General features: G+C 44.5%; 15 protein-coding genes and 1 tRNA gene. 4 read left to right on the forward strand and 12 right to left on the reverse strand.

The window, feature by feature from the left end; translation table 11 throughout:
* Nucleotides 1-40 precede the first annotated feature (40 nt).
* From pyrC to ACZ5XY_RS02830, 4 genes are all read left to right on the forward strand, one after another.
* Nucleotides 41-1,108 carry a dihydroorotase gene (pyrC, locus tag ACZ5XY_RS02815; RefSeq protein ID WP_464742771.1) on the forward strand — a complete coding sequence of 356 codons (1,068 nt, stop codon included), beginning with the start codon at nucleotides 41-43 and terminating at the stop codon, nucleotides 1,106-1,108.
* Between the two features lie 115 nt (nucleotides 1,109-1,223).
* Nucleotides 1,224-2,006, forward strand: coding sequence for a ribonuclease T (gene rnt / locus ACZ5XY_RS02820; protein WP_464742773.1), 783 nt, complete (start codon nucleotides 1,224-1,226; stop codon nucleotides 2,004-2,006).
* A 145-nt stretch (nucleotides 2,007-2,151) separates the two neighbouring features.
* Nucleotides 2,152-2,340: a hypothetical protein gene (locus ACZ5XY_RS02825; protein WP_464742775.1), complete on the forward strand. Its 189-nt coding sequence runs from the start codon at nucleotides 2,152-2,154 to the stop codon at nucleotides 2,338-2,340.
* 59 nt (nucleotides 2,341-2,399) lie between these two features.
* Nucleotides 2,400-2,475, forward strand: a tRNA-Glu gene (locus ACZ5XY_RS02830).
* Between the two features lie 144 nt (nucleotides 2,476-2,619).
* Here the strand turns inward: ACZ5XY_RS02830 and ACZ5XY_RS02835 are convergent.
* From ACZ5XY_RS02835 to ACZ5XY_RS02890, 12 genes are all read right to left on the reverse strand, one after another.
* Nucleotides 2,620-3,261: a BLUF domain-containing protein gene (locus tag ACZ5XY_RS02835; RefSeq protein WP_464742777.1), complete on the reverse strand. Its 642-nt coding sequence runs from the start codon at nucleotides 3,259-3,261 to the stop codon at nucleotides 2,620-2,622.
* A gap of 266 nt (nucleotides 3,262-3,527) precedes the next feature.
* Nucleotides 3,528-4,265 carry a 2-C-methyl-D-erythritol 4-phosphate cytidylyltransferase gene (gene ispD, locus ACZ5XY_RS02840; protein ID WP_464742779.1) on the reverse strand — a complete coding sequence of 246 codons (738 nt, stop codon included), beginning with the start codon at nucleotides 4,263-4,265 and terminating at the stop codon, nucleotides 3,528-3,530.
* 83 nt (nucleotides 4,266-4,348) lie between these two features.
* Nucleotides 4,349-4,651: an FtsB family cell division protein gene (locus ACZ5XY_RS02845; RefSeq protein ID WP_464742781.1), complete on the reverse strand. Its 303-nt coding sequence runs from the start codon at nucleotides 4,649-4,651 to the stop codon at nucleotides 4,349-4,351.
* A 106-nt stretch (nucleotides 4,652-4,757) separates the two neighbouring features.
* The gene (gene eno / locus ACZ5XY_RS02850; protein ID WP_464742783.1) at nucleotides 4,758-6,074 is read right to left on the reverse strand and encodes a phosphopyruvate hydratase; all 1,317 of its coding nucleotides are present in this window, start codon (nucleotides 6,072-6,074) and stop codon (nucleotides 4,758-4,760) included.
* A gap of 145 nt (nucleotides 6,075-6,219) precedes the next feature.
* Nucleotides 6,220-8,424, reverse strand: coding sequence for a heavy metal translocating P-type ATPase (locus ACZ5XY_RS02855; RefSeq protein WP_464743719.1), 2,205 nt, complete (start codon nucleotides 8,422-8,424; stop codon nucleotides 6,220-6,222).
* Between the two features lie 316 nt (nucleotides 8,425-8,740).
* Nucleotides 8,741-8,965: a heavy-metal-associated domain-containing protein gene (locus ACZ5XY_RS02860; RefSeq protein WP_464742785.1), complete on the reverse strand. Its 225-nt coding sequence runs from the start codon at nucleotides 8,963-8,965 to the stop codon at nucleotides 8,741-8,743.
* A gap of 52 nt (nucleotides 8,966-9,017) precedes the next feature.
* Nucleotides 9,018-9,269, reverse strand: coding sequence for a heavy-metal-associated domain-containing protein (locus ACZ5XY_RS02865; protein ID WP_464742787.1), 252 nt, complete (start codon nucleotides 9,267-9,269; stop codon nucleotides 9,018-9,020).
* Between the two features lie 49 nt (nucleotides 9,270-9,318).
* Entirely contained in the window at nucleotides 9,319-10,188 is an 870-nt protein-coding gene (gene kdsA, locus ACZ5XY_RS02870) for a 3-deoxy-8-phosphooctulonate synthase (RefSeq protein ID WP_464742789.1), read from the reverse strand.
* A 270-nt stretch (nucleotides 10,189-10,458) separates the two neighbouring features.
* Nucleotides 10,459-12,093, reverse strand: coding sequence for a CTP synthase (locus ACZ5XY_RS02875; RefSeq protein WP_464742791.1), 1,635 nt, complete (start codon nucleotides 12,091-12,093; stop codon nucleotides 10,459-10,461).
* Between the two features lie 190 nt (nucleotides 12,094-12,283).
* Nucleotides 12,284-13,453: a porin gene (locus ACZ5XY_RS02880; protein WP_464742793.1), complete on the reverse strand. Its 1,170-nt coding sequence runs from the start codon at nucleotides 13,451-13,453 to the stop codon at nucleotides 12,284-12,286.
* 85 nt (nucleotides 13,454-13,538) lie between these two features.
* Nucleotides 13,539-14,618 carry a porin gene (locus ACZ5XY_RS02885; RefSeq protein ID WP_464742795.1) on the reverse strand — a complete coding sequence of 360 codons (1,080 nt, stop codon included), beginning with the start codon at nucleotides 14,616-14,618 and terminating at the stop codon, nucleotides 13,539-13,541.
* 422 nt (nucleotides 14,619-15,040) lie between these two features.
* The gene (locus ACZ5XY_RS02890; protein WP_464743721.1) at nucleotides 15,041-17,233 is read right to left on the reverse strand and encodes a malate synthase G; all 2,193 of its coding nucleotides are present in this window, start codon (nucleotides 17,231-17,233) and stop codon (nucleotides 15,041-15,043) included.
* Nucleotides 17,234-17,814: the final 581 nt, after the last annotated feature.

Here is a 17,814-nt window from a genome sequence, read left to right on the forward strand (position 1 = left end):
CTAGCCGATTTTTGCCATTTTTCATCACCGAGCGCTAATTATGAGCACCATCACCGAGCTTACCTTACTCCAGCCAGATGATTGGCACATTCACCTTCGCGACAACGCTGCCCTTGCCACCACCGTTCCACACGCCGCCATGAGCTTTAACCGCGTGATTTGTATGCCAAATCTAGTGCCACCGGTAAAAAATGCAGCCGATGCGGCAGCCTACCGTGAGCGGATTTTAAACGTTCTTGGGTCAAGTGATATTAATGATGCTAGAAAAGCGGCGTTTGACCCGCGAATGACGCTGTATATGACTGACCATACCACGGCAGAAGTCATTGAAATTGCTGCTAAATCAGGAATCGTTCAAGCGGTTAAGCTTTATCCGGCGGGCGCTACCACCAACTCTGCTGACGGTGTCACGGACATCAACGGTCGCGCTGACGTTTTTGCTGCCATGCAAAAATACAATATGCCGCTACTCGTTCATGGCGAAGTGACGCACAATCACGTTGATATTTTTGACCGTGAAAAGCAGTTTTTAGAGGAAGTTTTGGCAAAAATGATTCGCGATTTTCCAGAATTGCGAATCGTCCTTGAGCACATCACCACCAAAGACGCCGCCGATTTTGTGTTGGCTCAGGGCAGCCACGTTGGCGCGACCATCACCCCGCAACATTTAATGCTCAACCGCAATCACATGCTGCTTGGCGGCATCAAACCGCATTTGTACTGCTTGCCAATTTTAAAGCGCCAATCACATCAAGAAGCGCTATTAACCGTCGCAACCAGTGGCAGTCCGAAGTTTTTTGCCGGAACAGATTCAGCGCCGCACCCAACGCACAAAAAAGAAGCCGCTTGTGGCTGCGCAGGCTGCTATAGCTCAGCGACCGCTCTACCGCTTTATGCCACCGCCTTTGATAGCGTGGACAAAATCGACAAACTTGAGGGCTTTACCAGTCGCTTTGGCGCCGAGTTTTACGGCTTGCCGGTAAACACCGATACTGTAACCATCGTCAAAAAGCCCATGCTCGTACCCACAAGCTTCCCCTATTTTGATGGCGGAACGCTCACGCCATTGATGGCAGGCGAAACCTTGCCGTGGTCGATTCAAGCTTAAATGATTTAAGTCAGACTTTGGCGGCAGTTGTAAAAAACTGCTGCTAAAATCCTATGGCGCGCTAACCATGCTCTCATTATTTTAAGCACTCATTAACAAAGCGATTTTTATAGCAATGACTCATAATGATGCCCCGTCAAGTTTAACGAATCAAGCATTACCAACTGACCAAACCGCACCAAAGCCTATAGCGGAAAATCAGACGGCTAATACTGAAAATTTATCTGAACCTTTAACCTTAAAATCAAGGTTTCGGCAGTTTTTACCCGTCGTCGTCGATGTGGAAACCGCCGGATTTAATGCCAAAACCGATGCCCTGCTTGAGATTGCTTGTATTCCCATCTTAATGGATGAGACCGGCGTATTTTACTTAGGGGAACCGCAAAACGCGCATATTGAGCCATTTATTGGCGCAAACCTTGAGCCAAGCGCGCTTGCCTTTACCGGAATTGACCCAAACAATCCGATGCGAAAAGCCATTGCTGAAGATGAAAAATCCGCGCTCAGACGTATCTTTAAAGTCCTAAAAGAGGTTCGCAAAGAACAAAACTGCCGTCAATGCGTTCTTATCGGTCACAACGCGCATTTTGATTTGGCGTTTTTAAATGCTGCCGTTGCCCGAACCAACAGCAAAAATCAAAATCCATTTCATCAATTTTCAGTTTTCGATACCGTCACGTTATCCGCACTTGCCTTTGGACAAACCGTTCTTGCGCGAGCTTGCCAAGCCGCCGGAATTGACTTTGACGGTAGCAACGCCCATTCGGCGCTTTATGATACCCAAAAAACCGCCGAGCTGTTTTGTTACATTTTAAACCGTTATCCTATGCTCCCCATTGCCCTAAATGAAGCTTTGGACGACGCGAAAACCAATTGCGAAAATTCCCAAACTGATTAACCAATTCCTTATATTAAACGACAAAACTAAACAGTTCTTTATAATCCTTAATCTATACTAATAATTAGGCAGTAAACTCTGCTTATTTATGAAAGATTGCTCACTTAATCGCACGGAAAGTTTGTGCTAAAGGAGGGATTTGATTATGGAACCGCATCATATTTTATGGGGAACGATTTTTGGCTATATGGCGCTAGCATTAACCATCAGCGGAATTACTTCCCTTTGGATTCGTCACCATTTAAAAAGCAATGACTTGCACCCAAAACGGGCAATTAAGAAAAAATATCTCGTTGCTAAAAGAAATCGCCAAAAAAGTCTTGACAAGAGATAACGCCCTATTTATAATACGCACCACTTCAGCAATAATGGTGAAAGCAGCTGAAGCAACTAGTCCCCATCGTCTAGAGGCCTAGGACATCGCCCTTTCACGGCGGTAACCGGGGTTCGAATCCCCGTGGGGACGCCAAATTAACAAGCTTTGCTTGTGAAGCCTTCAAAAGTTTATTGCTTTTGAAGGCTTTTTTGTTTTTTATAGTAGTTATCAGACAACCATCAATTGACAATAAAAAAGCCAGCAATAGCGCCGGCTTTTTTTAAATGATAGAAGCTGTTAAAACCCCAATTTATCAGCCATCACTACCCAAAGTAAAGCAATGATAATCAGCGCGGCAAGAACCGTTTGAATCAGAAAAAAGGCTTGGTGCTCACCAACGACCTTACTTAATGTTAAGCCAAGCGTACTATATTTTATCGGCTGAGGGTCCAGCTGCTCCCCACCTTCTTTTTGCTGATAATAGTTTTGCAGAGCATCTAAAAATTGATCACTTTCTGCCTCGCTCCAAGTATAAGGCTTAAACGGCAAAAGTTTTTTGACCTTTGGATCTTTTAGCAGCCAACGCTCAAGAATAATCGATCGCAGTGACCAGCCTTTAAATCTACGCTCAGTGGTCTGTGAAAAATCCAAGGTTTTTAAATCTTTATGCCGATCATCCATCAGCAGTTGGTTTTTTAGGTTGGTGAGCGCTTGCTCTGAGCCTTCAATATACTGATAAAAATAGCCATTACCATAGCAAAGAATCCCTGTAATCTCATTTGCTTGATTATTTTTTATTGACGATTCGGCAATATCGTTTAACGTGCTTGCGCCAGACAGCCCTGTTGAGGTAATTCGGCTGATGTAAATTAGCTGATAAAGGTCTGACTCCAAAGCTTGGGTTGAATCAGCGACCGTTGACAATGTACCTCTCCTCATTTATCGCGCCATTAGCGATATGACAGTGATATAATAAAAGACTTCTGCAATAAAATATTGATTTCATAGCAATTATCTTTATTGTATTAAATTGGTTACATCATAGGGCAGTTTAGTCATCATAGCAACTTCTCATTTGTATCTAAAGCACTAAATTGCTGTTTAGTTTAAACTATAACATTATATTCATGAATTTACATATAAAATAATCAACTTATTTATATTATTATGGTGAAAGTTCGCCAGCTCAGCAAAAATTTTAGTAATTAATCAATATGACCTTTTATTAGCGCTTTAATGATCAACTCATCTTCAGGAAACGTCAGCTTAATATTTTGCCGGCTTCCTGATACCAGTTTAATGGGAAGGTTTAACGCTTCAAAAGCACTGGCTTCGTCTGTAATGCTGATATTATTATTGGCAATATAGGCTAATGCCTGTACTAACGCCCCCAGTCGAAACACTTGTGGCGTTTGGGCTTGCCACATTTGGCTACGGTCCACCGTTTTTTCAATATAACCCTCACCGAAAGCCTGTTTAAGGGTATCAACCACGGGCGCTGCTAAAATTGCTCCGAATGGCTCATGAAATGCGGCTTGAATGACGTTATTAATATCAGCTACAGGAACGGTCGGTCTTGCGGCATCGTGGATAAGCACGAAATCATGCTCTTGAGCGCCCGCAGCAATAAGCGCGGTCACGCCGGCTTGAACAGATTGCCAACGCTCAGCACCACCAATGGCAAAGCTTACGGGAAGCTCAAAATTCAGAGTTGGGGCAAAGTCATCGCTCGCGCTAATGACCAGTAAACAGCAGTCAATATAGGCACTTTTTGCCAAACAGCGAACGCTATGCTCTAAGATCGTTTTGCCAAAAATTGGGGTGAACTGCTTAGGAAGACTTGATTGAAAGCGGCTGCCTGATCCTGCGGCAACAATCATAGGATGAATTTTAGCTGACAGCTTGGCGGCAGGTAACGCTTGAGCTAAGCGCTCTTGAATCATGGGTCAGTCCTGAATCATGAAAATTAGAATAAAACGATGGGATCGGTATTACCGATAAAGTAAATTTTTCAGCGATTGTTACCTTAGCGCTGCGGCGTTGACACCGTTGACACTTGAACAAAAGTTTCATTTGGCTTAATGAGTCCTAAATCAAGGCGCGCATGTTCCTCGACCGCCTCTAAACCGTTTTTCAAGTCGTAAACATCGGTCTTCAGCAGCTCATTGGCAAATAACTGGCTGTCATTTTTTTGCTCTTGCTTGACGATTTCAGCACTGAGTTGCTTACGCTCAAAATGACCGTTTTCACCAAACCAATATTGGTATTGCAGCCCTAAGAATACCAAAACGGCAAACGCAAATAATAAAAACTGACTAAAATATTTCATAACCACTTAAGTCAATAGATCATAATGAATGGGCAAGTAACATAATCAGAGTGCTTAGCAAAACCTTGATTTTGCTAAGCGAAACGTCTATATACAATCTGCCAAATTAACCACGAAGCCCGATAAATTCATCTTTACCGCGGTAGCTTGCGCGAATTTGCTGCTCAATGCGAAGTAGTTGGTTGTATTTGGCAACGCGGTCTGAGCGGCAAAGTGAGCCGGTTTTGATTTGACCTGCCGCCGTTCCTACTGCCAAATCAGCAATGGTGCTGTCTTCGGTTTCGCCTGAGCGGTGTGAAATGATGGTGGCGTAGCCGTTTTTCTTCGCCAGATAAATAGCGTCAAGCGTTTCTGATAACGTACCAATTTGGTTAAATTTAATCAAAATGGCGTTGGCAATGTGCTTATCAATGCCTTCTTGCAAAATAGCAGGATTGGTCACAAATAAGTCGTCGCCAACCAATTGAACTTTATCGCCGATTTGCTGGGTTAAATACGCCCAACCGTCCCAATCAGACTCATCTAAGCCATCTTCGATTGAGATAATGGGATATTGACGGGTTAAGCCAACGAGATAGTCAGAAAATCCTTGGCTATCAAAGGCTTTGTTGCCCTCGCCTGCTAGCACATATTGACCGTTTTTATAAAACTCACTTGCGGCGCAATCAAGGGCTAAATAGATGTCTTGACCGGCTTTGTAGCCAGCTTGGTCAATGGCTTTCATGATGACGGTAATGGCTTCTTCGTTGCTGCGCAGGTTTGGGGCAAAGCCACCTTCATCACCAACGGCAGTATTTAAGCCTTGTGATTTTAGCACTGATTTTAAGCTATGAAAAATCTCTGTTCCGGCGCGAAGGGCTTCTGAAAAGCTGCTAAAGCCGACCGGCTCAATCATAAACTCTTGAATATCAACGGTATTGTCCGCGTGCTCGCCGCCATTTAAAATATTCATCATGGGAACAGGCATGGTCAATGAGGTTTGACCCCGAAGGTTGGCAATATATTGATGCAGTGGCAAATTTTGCGATTGCGCGGCGGCTTTGGCAGCGGCAAGCGATACCGCAAGCATCGCATTGGCGCCCAAATTGTCTTTATTTTGTGTGCCATCAAGCTCAATCATGATGTCATCAATGCGCTGCTGTTCGCTGACATTGGTGTTCATCAGCGCCGTTCTGATTTGGCTGTTGACATTAGCTACAGCTTTTTTTACGCCTTTACCCAAATAGCGACCGCTATCTTGGTCACGAAGCTCGAGCGCCTCTCGTGAGCCCGTTGACGCGCCACTTGGGGCAGCCGCACGACCAATCGTGCCGTCTTCTAAAATAACGTCAGCTTCAATGGTTGGATTGCCGCGTGAGTCTAAAATCTCGCGAGCGCGAATGTCTTTAATTTCAGAACTGCTTTTGGTTTCTTCAGCGTACATGGTTTATAAGTATCCTTTGGTCATGCCAAGTGGTATGAGAAAAATCACAAAATTTCTAACAATCATCGCTTAAAAAGGGACTGCTCCGCGCTTTTTTAACGCAATTTGGCGCATCCTAACGGCTGCCATCATAGCATAAATTTTGTTAATCAGCGCGCTTTGGCAAAACATTATTGGCTTCAATGGGGGTTTGAAATCGGGTCAATCGTAGGGCGTTTAATAGCACCGAAATGGAGCTAAGCGCCATGGCAGCAGCAGCTATCATTGGATTTAAAAACCCAAACGCCGCTAGTGGAATCCCTAAACAGTTGTAAATAAAGGCAAAAAATAGGTTTTGCTTAATATTTTTTAAAGTGGCATTGGCAATTTTTTGCGCGGCATCAATATGCAGTAGCGACTCGCCCATCAATCGTGCTGAAGCGCTATGCTGAGCCACGTCTGTACCTTCAACCATGGCAAAGCTTGCGTTTGCTGTTGCCATAGCAGGAGCGTCATTCACGCCGTCACCTGCCATCGCCACTTTACGACCTTGCTCTTGCAGCGCTTGAATTTGCTCGGCTTTATCGCGAGGGCTCATGTGACCAAAAGCTTTATCCATGCCAAGCTGTTCAGCAACATAATTGACCACGGATTGATTGTCACCGCTCATCAGCACCACGTTAATCCCATCATTTTTTAGCGCTTGAATGGCATCAAAAGAATCCGCTTTTAAATCATCTGCCAACGCAAATGCGCCGAGCGGAACGTCATTAATGCTCACCGCCACTGTGCTTGCAATTTGCCAAGCTTTAGGCATAAGCTTTGGCAAGGTTAAATTGGCAAACTTTGCCGTTCCAACGCGAACGGTTCCTAAGTTTTCAATCACCGCTTCAATCCCTGCGCCCTTAACGACATTAACCTCACTGACTGAAAGTAGCGGCAATCGTTGCGCTTTTGCGGCATTGACAATGGCGGTCGCTAAGGGGTGGCTGGCGTGGGCTTCGACACTGGCAGCAAGCTGTAAAACTTCATTTTGGTCAATGCTATTGTCCGCCATCACCGTATCTACAATGGTTGGGCGACCGATGGTGAGCGTTCCTGTTTTATCAAGGACGACGGTGTCAATATTGCCCGCTGCTTCAAGGCTTTGGGCATCTTTAAACCAAATCCCATGGCGCGCAGCAACGCCCATTCCTGCCATAATTGCCGCAGGGGTTGCAAGTCCAAGCGCGCAAGGGCAAGCAATGACCAACACCGAAACCGCATGCATGAGCGCCGTTTCAAAAATACCCGACCACCACCACGTTACGCCAAAAGTGAGGATGGCAATACTCACGACAACAGGAACAAACACAGCGGTCACGCGATCGGCAAGCCGTGCTAGATTGGCTTTTGAGCCTTGAGCGTCACTGAGCGCTTGCACCATATCGCCAAGCTTGGTGTCACGACCCTTTGCGCGAACGCGATAAACTAAGCTGCCATTTTCAACCAAAGCCCCTGCTAATAACTCATCGCCAATTTGTTTTTTTAAAGGAACAGACTCACCCGTTAAATGGCTTTCAACGCAGTAGCCCTCGCCCTTAATGACTTTGCCGTCCGTTGCCACTCGGCTGCCTTGCTTGGCGCGTAAAATGTCACCAACTTGAACGTCTTTGAGCGCAACCTCGTGAAAATCGCCGTTGGGCTGCAACTGCTCAACTTCATCGGGGGTTAACGACAATAATAAATCAATGCTGTTTAAGCTTTGCTTTTTGGTGCGCTCCTCAAGGTATTTTCCCGTTCGCACAAAGGCAATGACCATCACTCCGGCTTCAAAATAAACGCCCGCGCTGTCATGACCGTGACCCATGCCCTGCATTAAAGTTGCCAAGCTGCCATCGCCGTGAGTGAGCCAAATATAGGTTGAATACGCCCAAATCGTCACCGTGCCAATGACCACCAGAACGTCCATATTGGCAAGACCGCCTTTAATCGACGCCCAAGCACTTTTGTAAAACGGCAGCGCCAAGCCAAATTGAACAATGGTGGCAAGTACAAACTGAACCCAAACTGGCGGCATCCACGCCATGCCAGCCCCAACCATCATCCCAAGCATTCCTGCCAAAAACGGCAGCAAACAAACCCAAAGCGCAATCAAGCGCCAAGGCAATTTTGGCGTGTCCTCATCCGTATCAAAAAGTGTCGCCTCTTCTTGCAGGTTAGCAACGAAACCGGTTTTATTGACCCACTCCAAAATCTGCTGAGCAGTTACCGCTTCTGGATTGTAATCAATATTAGCAGTTTCACCGGCAAAGTTAACGCTGGCGCTATAAATTGCAGGCTTTTTATTGAGCACTTTTTCAATTCTTGACGCGCACGCCTGACAGGTCATGCCCTCAATCGCAAGCTGTAAATGGGCGCTATCGGGCTTAGGCTGATTGCGGTCGGTAACTTTTGCGCTCACCTCAAGGTTGTCATTAACGGCAGAATTGGAAACATCACTCATGGAACTTCTCGTTTTCGTCAAAGGTCAAAATTAACACGCATTATAGTCAAGATGGTTACAACTGCCAAAATTACAATACTTAATTACTTTTGCAAGCTAACGCGGCGTTTAAACCCAAGAATGGCATCTTAAAGACAATGATTTAAAATCAAAAAACCAGCATAAAAGCTGGCTTTTTTAACTTAAAGAGTGAGTGATTCAACTAACTATTGGCAACCGTCGCGTCAAATCCGGCATCCTCAATGGCACTGGCAATTTTATCAGCGCTGGTTTTGCTGTCGTCAAAAGTTACGGTCGCCTTATTTGCTGACAAATCAATGCTCATGCTGTCAAGACCGTCAATATCCGCGGTTGCATTATAAACGCTGGTCACGCAGCCTTGGCAAGTCATGCCGTCAATATTAATAATTCTAGTTTGTTCTGCCATGATAGTTCCTTTTTTATTAATAAAGTTTTTGATGCAAAAAGACGCTACAAAATCAATGATAGCGCGGGTTTTGCGGCGCATCGATAGGAAACGGCTGAGTGACATAATCAACCATAGTAATCGCCGCGGTCAGCGCGTGAATGGTGGTTTCGTTATCATCATAGCTGACAAGTGCGGTATGGCTGACAGGGTCAAGATCAATCGCGGTCACGCCAGTGATGTTTTTTAGCGCCGTCATTACACTGTCAACCCCTTCGGGGGTATCGATATTTTCAATACTCACTTTTGCCACTTGAATAGCCATAAGCACTCCTTTTTAGTTATTTTTTTACTGCTATTATTTTTTACTGATATTAATGGGTATCGAGCTTTTCAAAGCCTTTAACGAGCGAATCAAGCTGTTGAATTTGCCGTAAAAATGGCTCAAGTTGGCTCATTCTAAGCGCGCAAGGACCATCACATTTTGCCGATTCTGGGTTTGGGTGCGCTTCTAAAAATAGCCCTGCAAGCCCTGTCGCCATTCCGGCGCGCGCAAGCGTCGTGATTTGCTCACGGCGACCACCTGCGCTATCACTTCGAGCACCCGGCTGCTGCAGGCTATGGGTCACATCAAAAAACACCGGAACGTTCATCTGCTTCATGGTGTCAAAGCCAAGCATATCCACGACCAAATTGTTATAGCCAAAGGCACTGCCGCGCTCGCACAAAATGATCTTATTATTGCCCGCCTCAAGACATTTATTAATGATATGGCGCATCTCATGCGGCGCTAAAAACTGTGCTTTTTTAATGTTAATAATCGCGCCCGTTTTTGCCATCGCTTGTACCAAATCGGTCTGCCGCGATAAAAACGCTGGCAGCTGGATAATATCGGCAACTTCTGCAACCGGCGCGGCTTGGTACGGCTCATGAACATCGGTGATGATTGGCACCCCAAATTTGGCTTTGATTTGACCAAGCCAATCCATTCCCGTTTCAAGTCCCGGCCCGCGAAATGAGGTCAAACTTGAGCGGTTGGCTTTATCAAAACTTGCTTTAAACACAAAGCCGATGCCAAGGCGGTTACAAATATCAAGATATTGCTCGGCAATCTCAAATGCCAATTCTTTTGACTCCAAAACGTTCATGCCGCCAAACAACACAAAGGGCTTATCATTGCCAATAATGATATCTTGCGTTGGGCTTTGAATGGTAAGGTGCGATTGGGCTTGCAAATCGTTCATTGAGCGTATCCTAAGCGTAATCTTGTTATTTGGATTTTTTAAACTGAGATTAAAACACTGAAATTAAAAAGAACTGAAGCTAAAAACAAATCATTGAGCGTTATTGTAGCGCAAATTGAGTTGAAAAAAAGTGCCGCGCAACTTTTGACCACAAAATCATCACCAGCAAGCTACAATCTTAAAGATAGTAAAAAACTAAAATAATAAGAAAATCTTCAATAAAAAAGGTCAGCTCGAAAACTGACCTTTTTTTGAAATGATAATAAGAACTTATTTACTGTCGTGATATGTTTTTGCCGCTTTCACAAAGCTGTTAAATAGCGGATGACCACCGCGCGGTGAGCTGGTGAATTCAGGGTGGAACTGAACCGCCACAAACCAAGGATGGCTTTGGATTTCGACCGCTTCAACCAAATGCTGCTTGGCAGAATACCCTGAAATGGTCATTCCGGCAGCTTCTAACGGCTCAATATAGCGGTTGTTCATCTCATAACGGTGGCGATGACGCTCGGTGATGGTGGTCGCGCCATAAATCCGCGCAAGTTTGCTGCCGGCAACCAACTCTGCCTTTTGAGCGCCCAAGCGCATGGTGCCGCCAAGGTCAGAGTCATCGCTGCGGATTTGCAACTCGCCGCGCTCATCAAGCCACTCAACGATAAGACCAATGATTGGCTCGGCGGTCTTTTTATCAAATTCTGACGAGTTGGCGTCTAAATTTAATACGTTGCGAGCGTATTCAATGACCGCAAGCTGCATGCCAAGGCAAATGCCAAGATACGGTACGTTATTTTCGCGGGCATAAGTAATGGCTTTCATTTTGCCAATCGTTCCGCGCTCACCAAAACCGCCCGGAACCAAAACCGCATCGGCGTGTTTTAAGTTTTCAAGCAAGCTGTCGTCATCTTCTAAGCGCTCGGCATCGACGTAATCGATTTTGACCGCCGTTTGGTGGGTAATTCCGGCGTGAAGTAGCGCTTCATTAATCGACTTATAAGCGTCTGGAAGCTCAACGTATTTACCGACCATCGCCACGGTGACATTGGCTTTTGGATTGAGCTGAGCCTCAACGACTTTGTCCCAATCGCTCAAATCGGCTTCTGGCAAATCAAGACCAAAGCGCTCGCAAATGATGTCATCCAAATCCTGTTCATAAAGCGCTCGCGGAATTTGATAAATGCTTTTGGCGTCTTCGCACATGATGACCGCGCGCTCTTCAACGTTGGTAAATAGCGCGATTTTGCGGCGGTTGTCTTGCGAGATTTGATGCTCTGATCGGCAAATCAAAATATCCGGCTGCAAACCAATGGAGCGAAGCTCTTTGACTGAGTGCTGAGTAGGTTTGGTTTTGGTCTCCCCTGCGCTTGAAATATAAGGCACAAGGGTTAAATGCATGAGCATGGCTTTGTTGCGACCAAGCTCAACTTGCAACTGACGAACGGCTTCCATAAATGGCAGCGATTCAATATCACCGACCGTTCCGCCGATTTCGATGATTGCCACGTCGTAGCCTGCGCCACTGGCTAAGATTTTATTTTTAATTTCATCGGTGATGTGCGGAATCACCTGAACCGTTCCGCCCAAATATTCACCGCGGCGCTCTTTATTAAGTACCGTTTGATAAATGCGACCACTGGTAAAGTTGTTGCTTTTGCTCATCTTTGAGTGGCGTAAAAAGCGCTCGTAATAGCCCAAGTCCAAATCCGTCTCAGCGCCATCGTCGGTGACGAACACCTCACCGTGCTGAAAGGGGCTCATCGTGCCAGGGTCGACGTTGATATACGGGTCCATTTTGGTCATGGTGACCTTGACCCCGCGCGCCTCTAACACCGCGGCAAGTGAGGCTGCCGTGATACCTTTTCCCAGTGAGGACACCACCCCACCTGTCACAAATATAAACTTGGTCATAGCTCTTCTGTCGGTCGTTGGTAAAAAAGAATTTTACTAAAAATACACAAGAAAATATAGGGCAAAATCTGAATCGGACGGATTTTAAACCTTTTCTAAAAATTGGCAGCTAAATTAGCGCTCATAAAAAAACCCACCATAACCGATGAGCTTTTAACATTAAACAAGCAGTTTATTAATTTTTAGATGACTAAAACTTATATTCAAGCCCTGCCCCAAAAGCAAAAACGTCAATATCCGATTCGATATTGGTGTAATAATTCTTCTTGCCTTTTTCGTCCACTTTGACCTTGCCAACCGCCACGTAATCAGCAGAGTTTTTGCCAATATAAGCATGAGCGGTGATGTCCTTTTTAAAGTCATACGTTCCGCCAAGCACGATTTGGTCAGAGTTTGAATCGCTATAACCGTTCAAGTTGTCGGTTTTGTTGTACTGCAAATAAACGGCAGCAGGCTTGTCAAACTTATCTAGCTTCATTTTTCCGCTAACGACCAAGCCTTTTTCAGTTTTTGAGCCTTGATACTTATAGTCGGCTTCTTGATACATCACCCCAAGCGTGAGCGGCAGTGAGGTAAATTTGTTCATATCCGCGCGCAGCGTTCCGCGAATAATATCGCCGGAATATTCAACTTTTTGGCTATCGGGCTTATTGATATCGGTTAAATCTAAAATATCAATCTTGCCTTCATTGTCCATATTTTTGGTATAAGCAAGCCCTGCGCTGATGCCTTGAGCGCCCTCAAACATCATGGAGGCGCCATAGCCTTCATTTCTCAATTCGTCCTCATTGGTGGCGTATTGCAGCGCAAGTTTCACCGGAAGGTCTTTATATTGCGGGGCAAACCAAACGATGGAGTTGCTTTGGCGAGAGTCATCAAGCATATTTAGCGCGCGAAGCTCTTGCTCATCTTTGAGCTTACCATCGCCTAAATTGTCCCAGTAGCCTTCGGTGACGGTGACATTATTAACTTCGTCCAAAACTGAGGAGTTGCGACCCACGCGAACTTCACCAAATTTTTTATTTTCAAGCCCAAGATAGGTATCGCGGCTTTTTAAAGTATGGTCATCACCGTCAACACTGACGCCATATTCAAGCTTATAGATGACGTTGGTATTGCCCGTGATTGCTTCATCGCCTTTAATGCCAATTCGCGAGCCATGCGAGTTGAGTTGAACGGCATTTTCATCATAACCGTCCAAGGTTTTCACGCTTTCATTTGGTGCAAGCTTGGTGGTCAAATCCGACTTCAAATTCACATAGTCGGTGGTTAAAAATATCTTACCGTAAACTTTTGGCTCAGCGTGAACACTGCTTGTGGCAGCAAGGATTAAGGCAGGAAGCAATAATACTTTTTTCATAAAAACTCTTGTAAATTAAAATTAACTAAAAACAAAAACTCACCCCTGTTGGAGTGAGTTTTATTATATTACCAATAAAATCATCTTAGAAGATGTATTCTAGACCGCCGCCTAAAGCAAAGACGTCAGCATCGCCAACGTAAACTGTTGGATTAGGAGTGTCACGGTTATAAGTTACGCCGTCAGATGAGTTTTGACCAACATAAGCATGAGCAATCATGTTTTTCTTAAACTTATATTTACCGCCTAGGACGATTTGATCTGAGTCAACGTCTTTTACGCCAGCTAGATTGTTTGTGCGGTTGTACTGAAGATAAACAGAAGCAGGTTTTGCAAAGCTGTTTAAGCCCATCTCACCACTAACGACCAAGCCTTTTTCTTTAGTGTCCGCACCATCAAAGTCTGCTTGTTGGTACAATGCACCTAAAGTTACAGGATAAGATACATAGTTGGCAAGGTCAGCAGTTACCGTACCGCGAAGGATATTACCTACGATATCCATATCTTTGGTATAAGCTACGCCAGCGGTAAAGCCAGTGCCTTGGTCAAACATTAAAGAGGCGCCGTAGCCATTGTTACGGTCATCGTTATCGCCTACGAAGCTTTCGTCTGCAGCGTATTGAAGGGCAAGCTCAACTGGAAGCCCTTGATATTTTGGCGCAATCCAAACTACAGAATTGTTTTGGCGCTCATCACTTACCATATTAAGGGCTTCAAGATTTTTTTCTTCTTCAAGCGTGTTGGTACCTAAATTGTCCCAAAAACCTTCGGTAACGGTTACGTTGTTGACATAATCAAGAACTGAGGTGTTACGACCAAAGCGGAATTGACCAAAATCTTTGTTCGCAAGACCTAGGTAAGTATCACGGCTTCTAAAGGTGCGCTCATCACCATCAACACCAATGCCGTACTCTAACTGATAAATCACATCAGTATTGGCAGTCATGGCTTCTGAGCCTTTAAAACCAATTCGTGACGCATGAGAGTTGATTTGAACGGCATCACTGTCATCACTAAAAGCAGTGGTTGTGCCAGCTTCGACGCCATCAAAATCGGCATTAACGTAGTCAGCTGTAACAAATGCTTTACCATAGATAGTAGGTGCAGCTTGGGCGGCAGTCACAGTTAAAGCAGCAACAGCTGAGGCTAAAAGTAATTTTTTCACGGGAGTCTCTCCACTTTACAATTTTAGTAAGGTGCTGGCGGTAGGCTGGCACCCAAAATGGTATCGTCACAAATCCTCAAAATAAATGTAACTGGCTACCGAACAAAATATAAAATAAGTATGACGAGATGTTATGACAGCACTATGAAAAAAATTAATGCTTACAAAAAAAGCTCTTTCTTCGTAACCTGATTGTAAGATTAAGCCCTTATCCTTAATACTTGTAACACTCGTTACCAAACTCATACTTCATTAATAAGCATATCAACTTTGACATAATTTGCAACATTTTTTTTGTTTTTATCTGACCTTCATAAGACTGTTATTATCAAGATAGTCAATTTAGCCTTATAAAAAAGCCTCCGTCAGTATTGACTAACAAAGGCTTGATAACGTAAAAAAGACACATTAAATCGTAAAAATCAAATCACGCAAGAACTGGCTTTTACTTTAAGGCGCGCTTGATGCAATAACGGCTCAGTGTAGCCATTAGGCTGAGCGCGACCTTTAAAAATCAAATCACAAGCGGCTTTAAAAGCAATTGAATGGTCAAAATCAGCTGCCATCGGTTGATAGTTGGGATCGCTCGCATTTTGCTCATCAACAATGTTTGCCATGCGCTTCATGGTTTCCATAACTTGGTCTTCAGTTACGATGCCATGAAGTAGCCAGTTGGCAATGTGTTGGCTTGAAATGCGCAATGTCGCCCGATCTTCCATCAGCCCAACATTATTGATATCCGGAACTTTTGAGCAGCCAACGCCTTGATTGACCCAACGAACCACATATCCCAAGATGCCTTGAGCGTTATTTTCCAGCTCTTCACGAATTTCTGCATCCGTCCAATTTGGGTCGGCAGCTAGTGGAATGGTCAAAATGTCATCGATAGTGGCGTGCGGTCGTGATTTTAGAGCTTCTTGAACGTCAGGAACGTTGATTTCATGATAATGCAAACTGTGCAAGGTGGCGGCGGTTGGTGAAGGTACCCAAGCCGTGGTCGCGCCAGCTTTGGGGTGAGCTATTTTAGCCTCAAGCATCTCTTTCATTTCATCAGGCTTTGCCCACATGCCTTTGCCAATTTGCGCATGACCTTGAAGCCCAGTTTCTAAGCCCACATCAACGTTCCACTGCTCATAAGCTTTTAGCCATGGTTGATCTTTCATTCGGCTTTTACGAACAAAAGCGCCGGCATTCATACTGGTGTGAATCTCATCACCAGTACGATCCAAAAACCCTGTATTAATGAAAATGATGCGATGACGAACTTGACGAATGGCTTCTTTTAAATTGACCGTCATTCGCCGCTCTTCATCCATGACCCCGATTTTGATGGTGTATCGCGGCAGCTCTAAGATATCTTCCGCCATGGCAAATAAGTCATCGGCAAAACGAACTTCATCAGGGCTGTGCATTTTGGGTTTAACGATATACATCGAGCCTTTTCGCGAGTTGGCAAGCTTGTTTTTACCTTTAATATCATTGAGCGATAGCAGCGGGGTGATTAAGCCATCCATAATCCCTTCAAAAACTTCCTCAAAACCCTCGCCTAAATCAACTAAAATGGCAGGATTTTGCATCAAGTGACCGACGTTTCGAAGCAGCAGCAGCGCCCGACCTGAAAGCACAAGTTTTTTGCCATCAGGGGTGATGAATTCGCGATCAGCGTTTTGTTGGCGGGTTATGGTGTTGCCATTTTTTTCAAAAGTCTCAACCAAATCGCCATTCATCAGCCCAAACCAATTGCGATACGCGGCAACCTTATCTTCAGCATCGACGGCGGCAATAGAATCTTCTAAATCTTGAATGACGCTGACCGCCGATTCCATAAAAATATCTTTGATTCTTGCTGGATCAGCTTTGCCAATAGGGCTTTTGGGGTCAATTTGGATTTCAACGTGAAGGTTATTATTTTTTAGCAAAATTCCCGTTGGCGCGTCAGTGTTACCAACAAAACCGACAAATTTACTGGGCTCTTGCAACGACGTCTTGACATCGCCTTGAGTGATCACCAATTTGCCATCAACGACGCTAAAGCCGGTTACCTCGGTGAACGAGCCGTTTTCAAGCGCAAAGTGCTTGTCCAAAAATGCTTTGGCGTAAGCCACGACCGCCGCCCCGCGTGTTGGGTTATAGCTTTTTCCCGCCTCTTGACCATTGGCTTCACTAATCACGTCCGTACCATAAAGCGCGTCATACAAGCTGCCCCAACGTGCATTATTGGCATTGAGCGCATAGCGAGCATTGAGTATCGGAACCACCAACTGAGGTCCTGCTATCTGAGCAATCTCCGCATCAATATTTTGGGTAGCGACTTGAAAATCTTCGCCTTCAGGCAACAAATAACCAATATCTTGCAAAAACTGTTTGTAAGCCGGAAAGTCAACCTTGCCATTTTTTGCCGGATGATCAAGGTGCCACTGATCAATTTGCGCTTGCAAATCCGCTCGAGTTTGCAGCAGCGCCTTATTTCTTGGCGTCAGGGTTTTGACTGCATTTTCAAACCCCGACCAATAAGCTTGCGAGTCAACGCCGACGCTTGGTAGCACGTCATTTTCAATAAAATCAAAAAGTTGAGGGTCAATGGCAAGACTGCCCTTTTGAATGCGATTGGCGATAGCTTGGCTCATAGCGGTGTCCTTATCGGTTGGCTGAAACAATTAGCGTCAATTGGCAAAACTGACGTTTTTTAGGTATAACCCCCATGATTAGATACCTAAACCTCTTAACTTAAGCCCATTTCACAAGGCGGTTGCGCGCTTATTAACTTTAAAACAGGTGTTAATTACCCAATTGTCTTGATTGATTTGACCTTATTTTTAGCCTTTTTCTGCCAGCTTCGTAAGCTAACCTATTATGATGACTATTTAATGACAACCTTAAGTCCGAATTTCAGCAGACTATTTATTGCCTAGATACAGATAAAACCCCTTATCGATATTACTTTTTGGTTATCGTTTTTATCAATAATAATATAATTTGTCTTAAAATCTAATCCTTATACTACTATCAAATTATAAAATTAACAATATATTGTCATTTTTAAAATAAATGTTGGGCTTTTATATTAATGATGTCCTATATCCACTATAGCTTTAGCGGTATAATAGGAGACACAAATTTTGATGACCAGTCAGTAAGCGCAAACTGTAAGTAATTATTGCGTTGGCTTAAAACCCTACTATTTTTCTAATTTATC

It is taken from the genome of Psychrobacter sp. GTC18467, from assembly GCF_055397455.1.

Excerpts from the sequence above, each read along its gene's own strand:
- eno (WP_464742783.1), bottom strand. The coding sequence starts at position 6,074 with ATGTACGCTGAAGAAACCAAAAGCAGTTCTGAAATTAAAGACATTCGC.
- ACZ5XY_RS02825 (WP_464742775.1), top strand. The coding sequence starts at position 2,152 with ATGGAACCGCATCATATTTTATGGGGAACGATTTTTGGCTATATGGCG.
- kdsA (WP_464742789.1), bottom strand. The coding sequence starts at position 10,188 with ATGAACGATTTGCAAGCCCAATCGCACCTTACCATTCAAAGCCCAACG.
- ACZ5XY_RS02860 (WP_464742785.1), bottom strand. The coding sequence starts at position 8,965 with ATGGCAGAACAAACTAGAATTATTAATATTGACGGCATGACTTGCCAA.
- ACZ5XY_RS02865 (WP_464742787.1), bottom strand. The coding sequence starts at position 9,269 with ATGGCTATTCAAGTGGCAAAAGTGAGTATTGAAAATATCGATACCCCC.
- pyrC (WP_464742771.1), top strand. The coding sequence starts at position 41 with ATGAGCACCATCACCGAGCTTACCTTACTCCAGCCAGATGATTGGCAC.
- ispD (WP_464742779.1), bottom strand. The coding sequence starts at position 4,265 with ATGATTCAAGAGCGCTTAGCTCAAGCGTTACCTGCCGCCAAGCTGTCA.
- ACZ5XY_RS02880 (WP_464742793.1), bottom strand. The coding sequence starts at position 13,453 with ATGAAAAAAGTATTATTGCTTCCTGCCTTAATCCTTGCTGCCACAAGC.
- ACZ5XY_RS02855 (WP_464743719.1), bottom strand. The coding sequence starts at position 8,424 with ATGACCTGTCAGGCGTGCGCGTCAAGAATTGAAAAAGTGCTCAATAAA.
- ACZ5XY_RS02845 (WP_464742781.1), bottom strand. The coding sequence starts at position 4,651 with ATGAAATATTTTAGTCAGTTTTTATTATTTGCGTTTGCCGTTTTGGTA.
- ACZ5XY_RS02835 (WP_464742777.1), bottom strand. The coding sequence starts at position 3,261 with ATGAGGAGAGGTACATTGTCAACGGTCGCTGATTCAACCCAAGCTTTG.
- rnt (WP_464742773.1), top strand. The coding sequence starts at position 1,224 with ATGACTCATAATGATGCCCCGTCAAGTTTAACGAATCAAGCATTACCA.
- ACZ5XY_RS02875 (WP_464742791.1), bottom strand. The coding sequence starts at position 12,093 with ATGACCAAGTTTATATTTGTGACAGGTGGGGTGGTGTCCTCACTGGGA.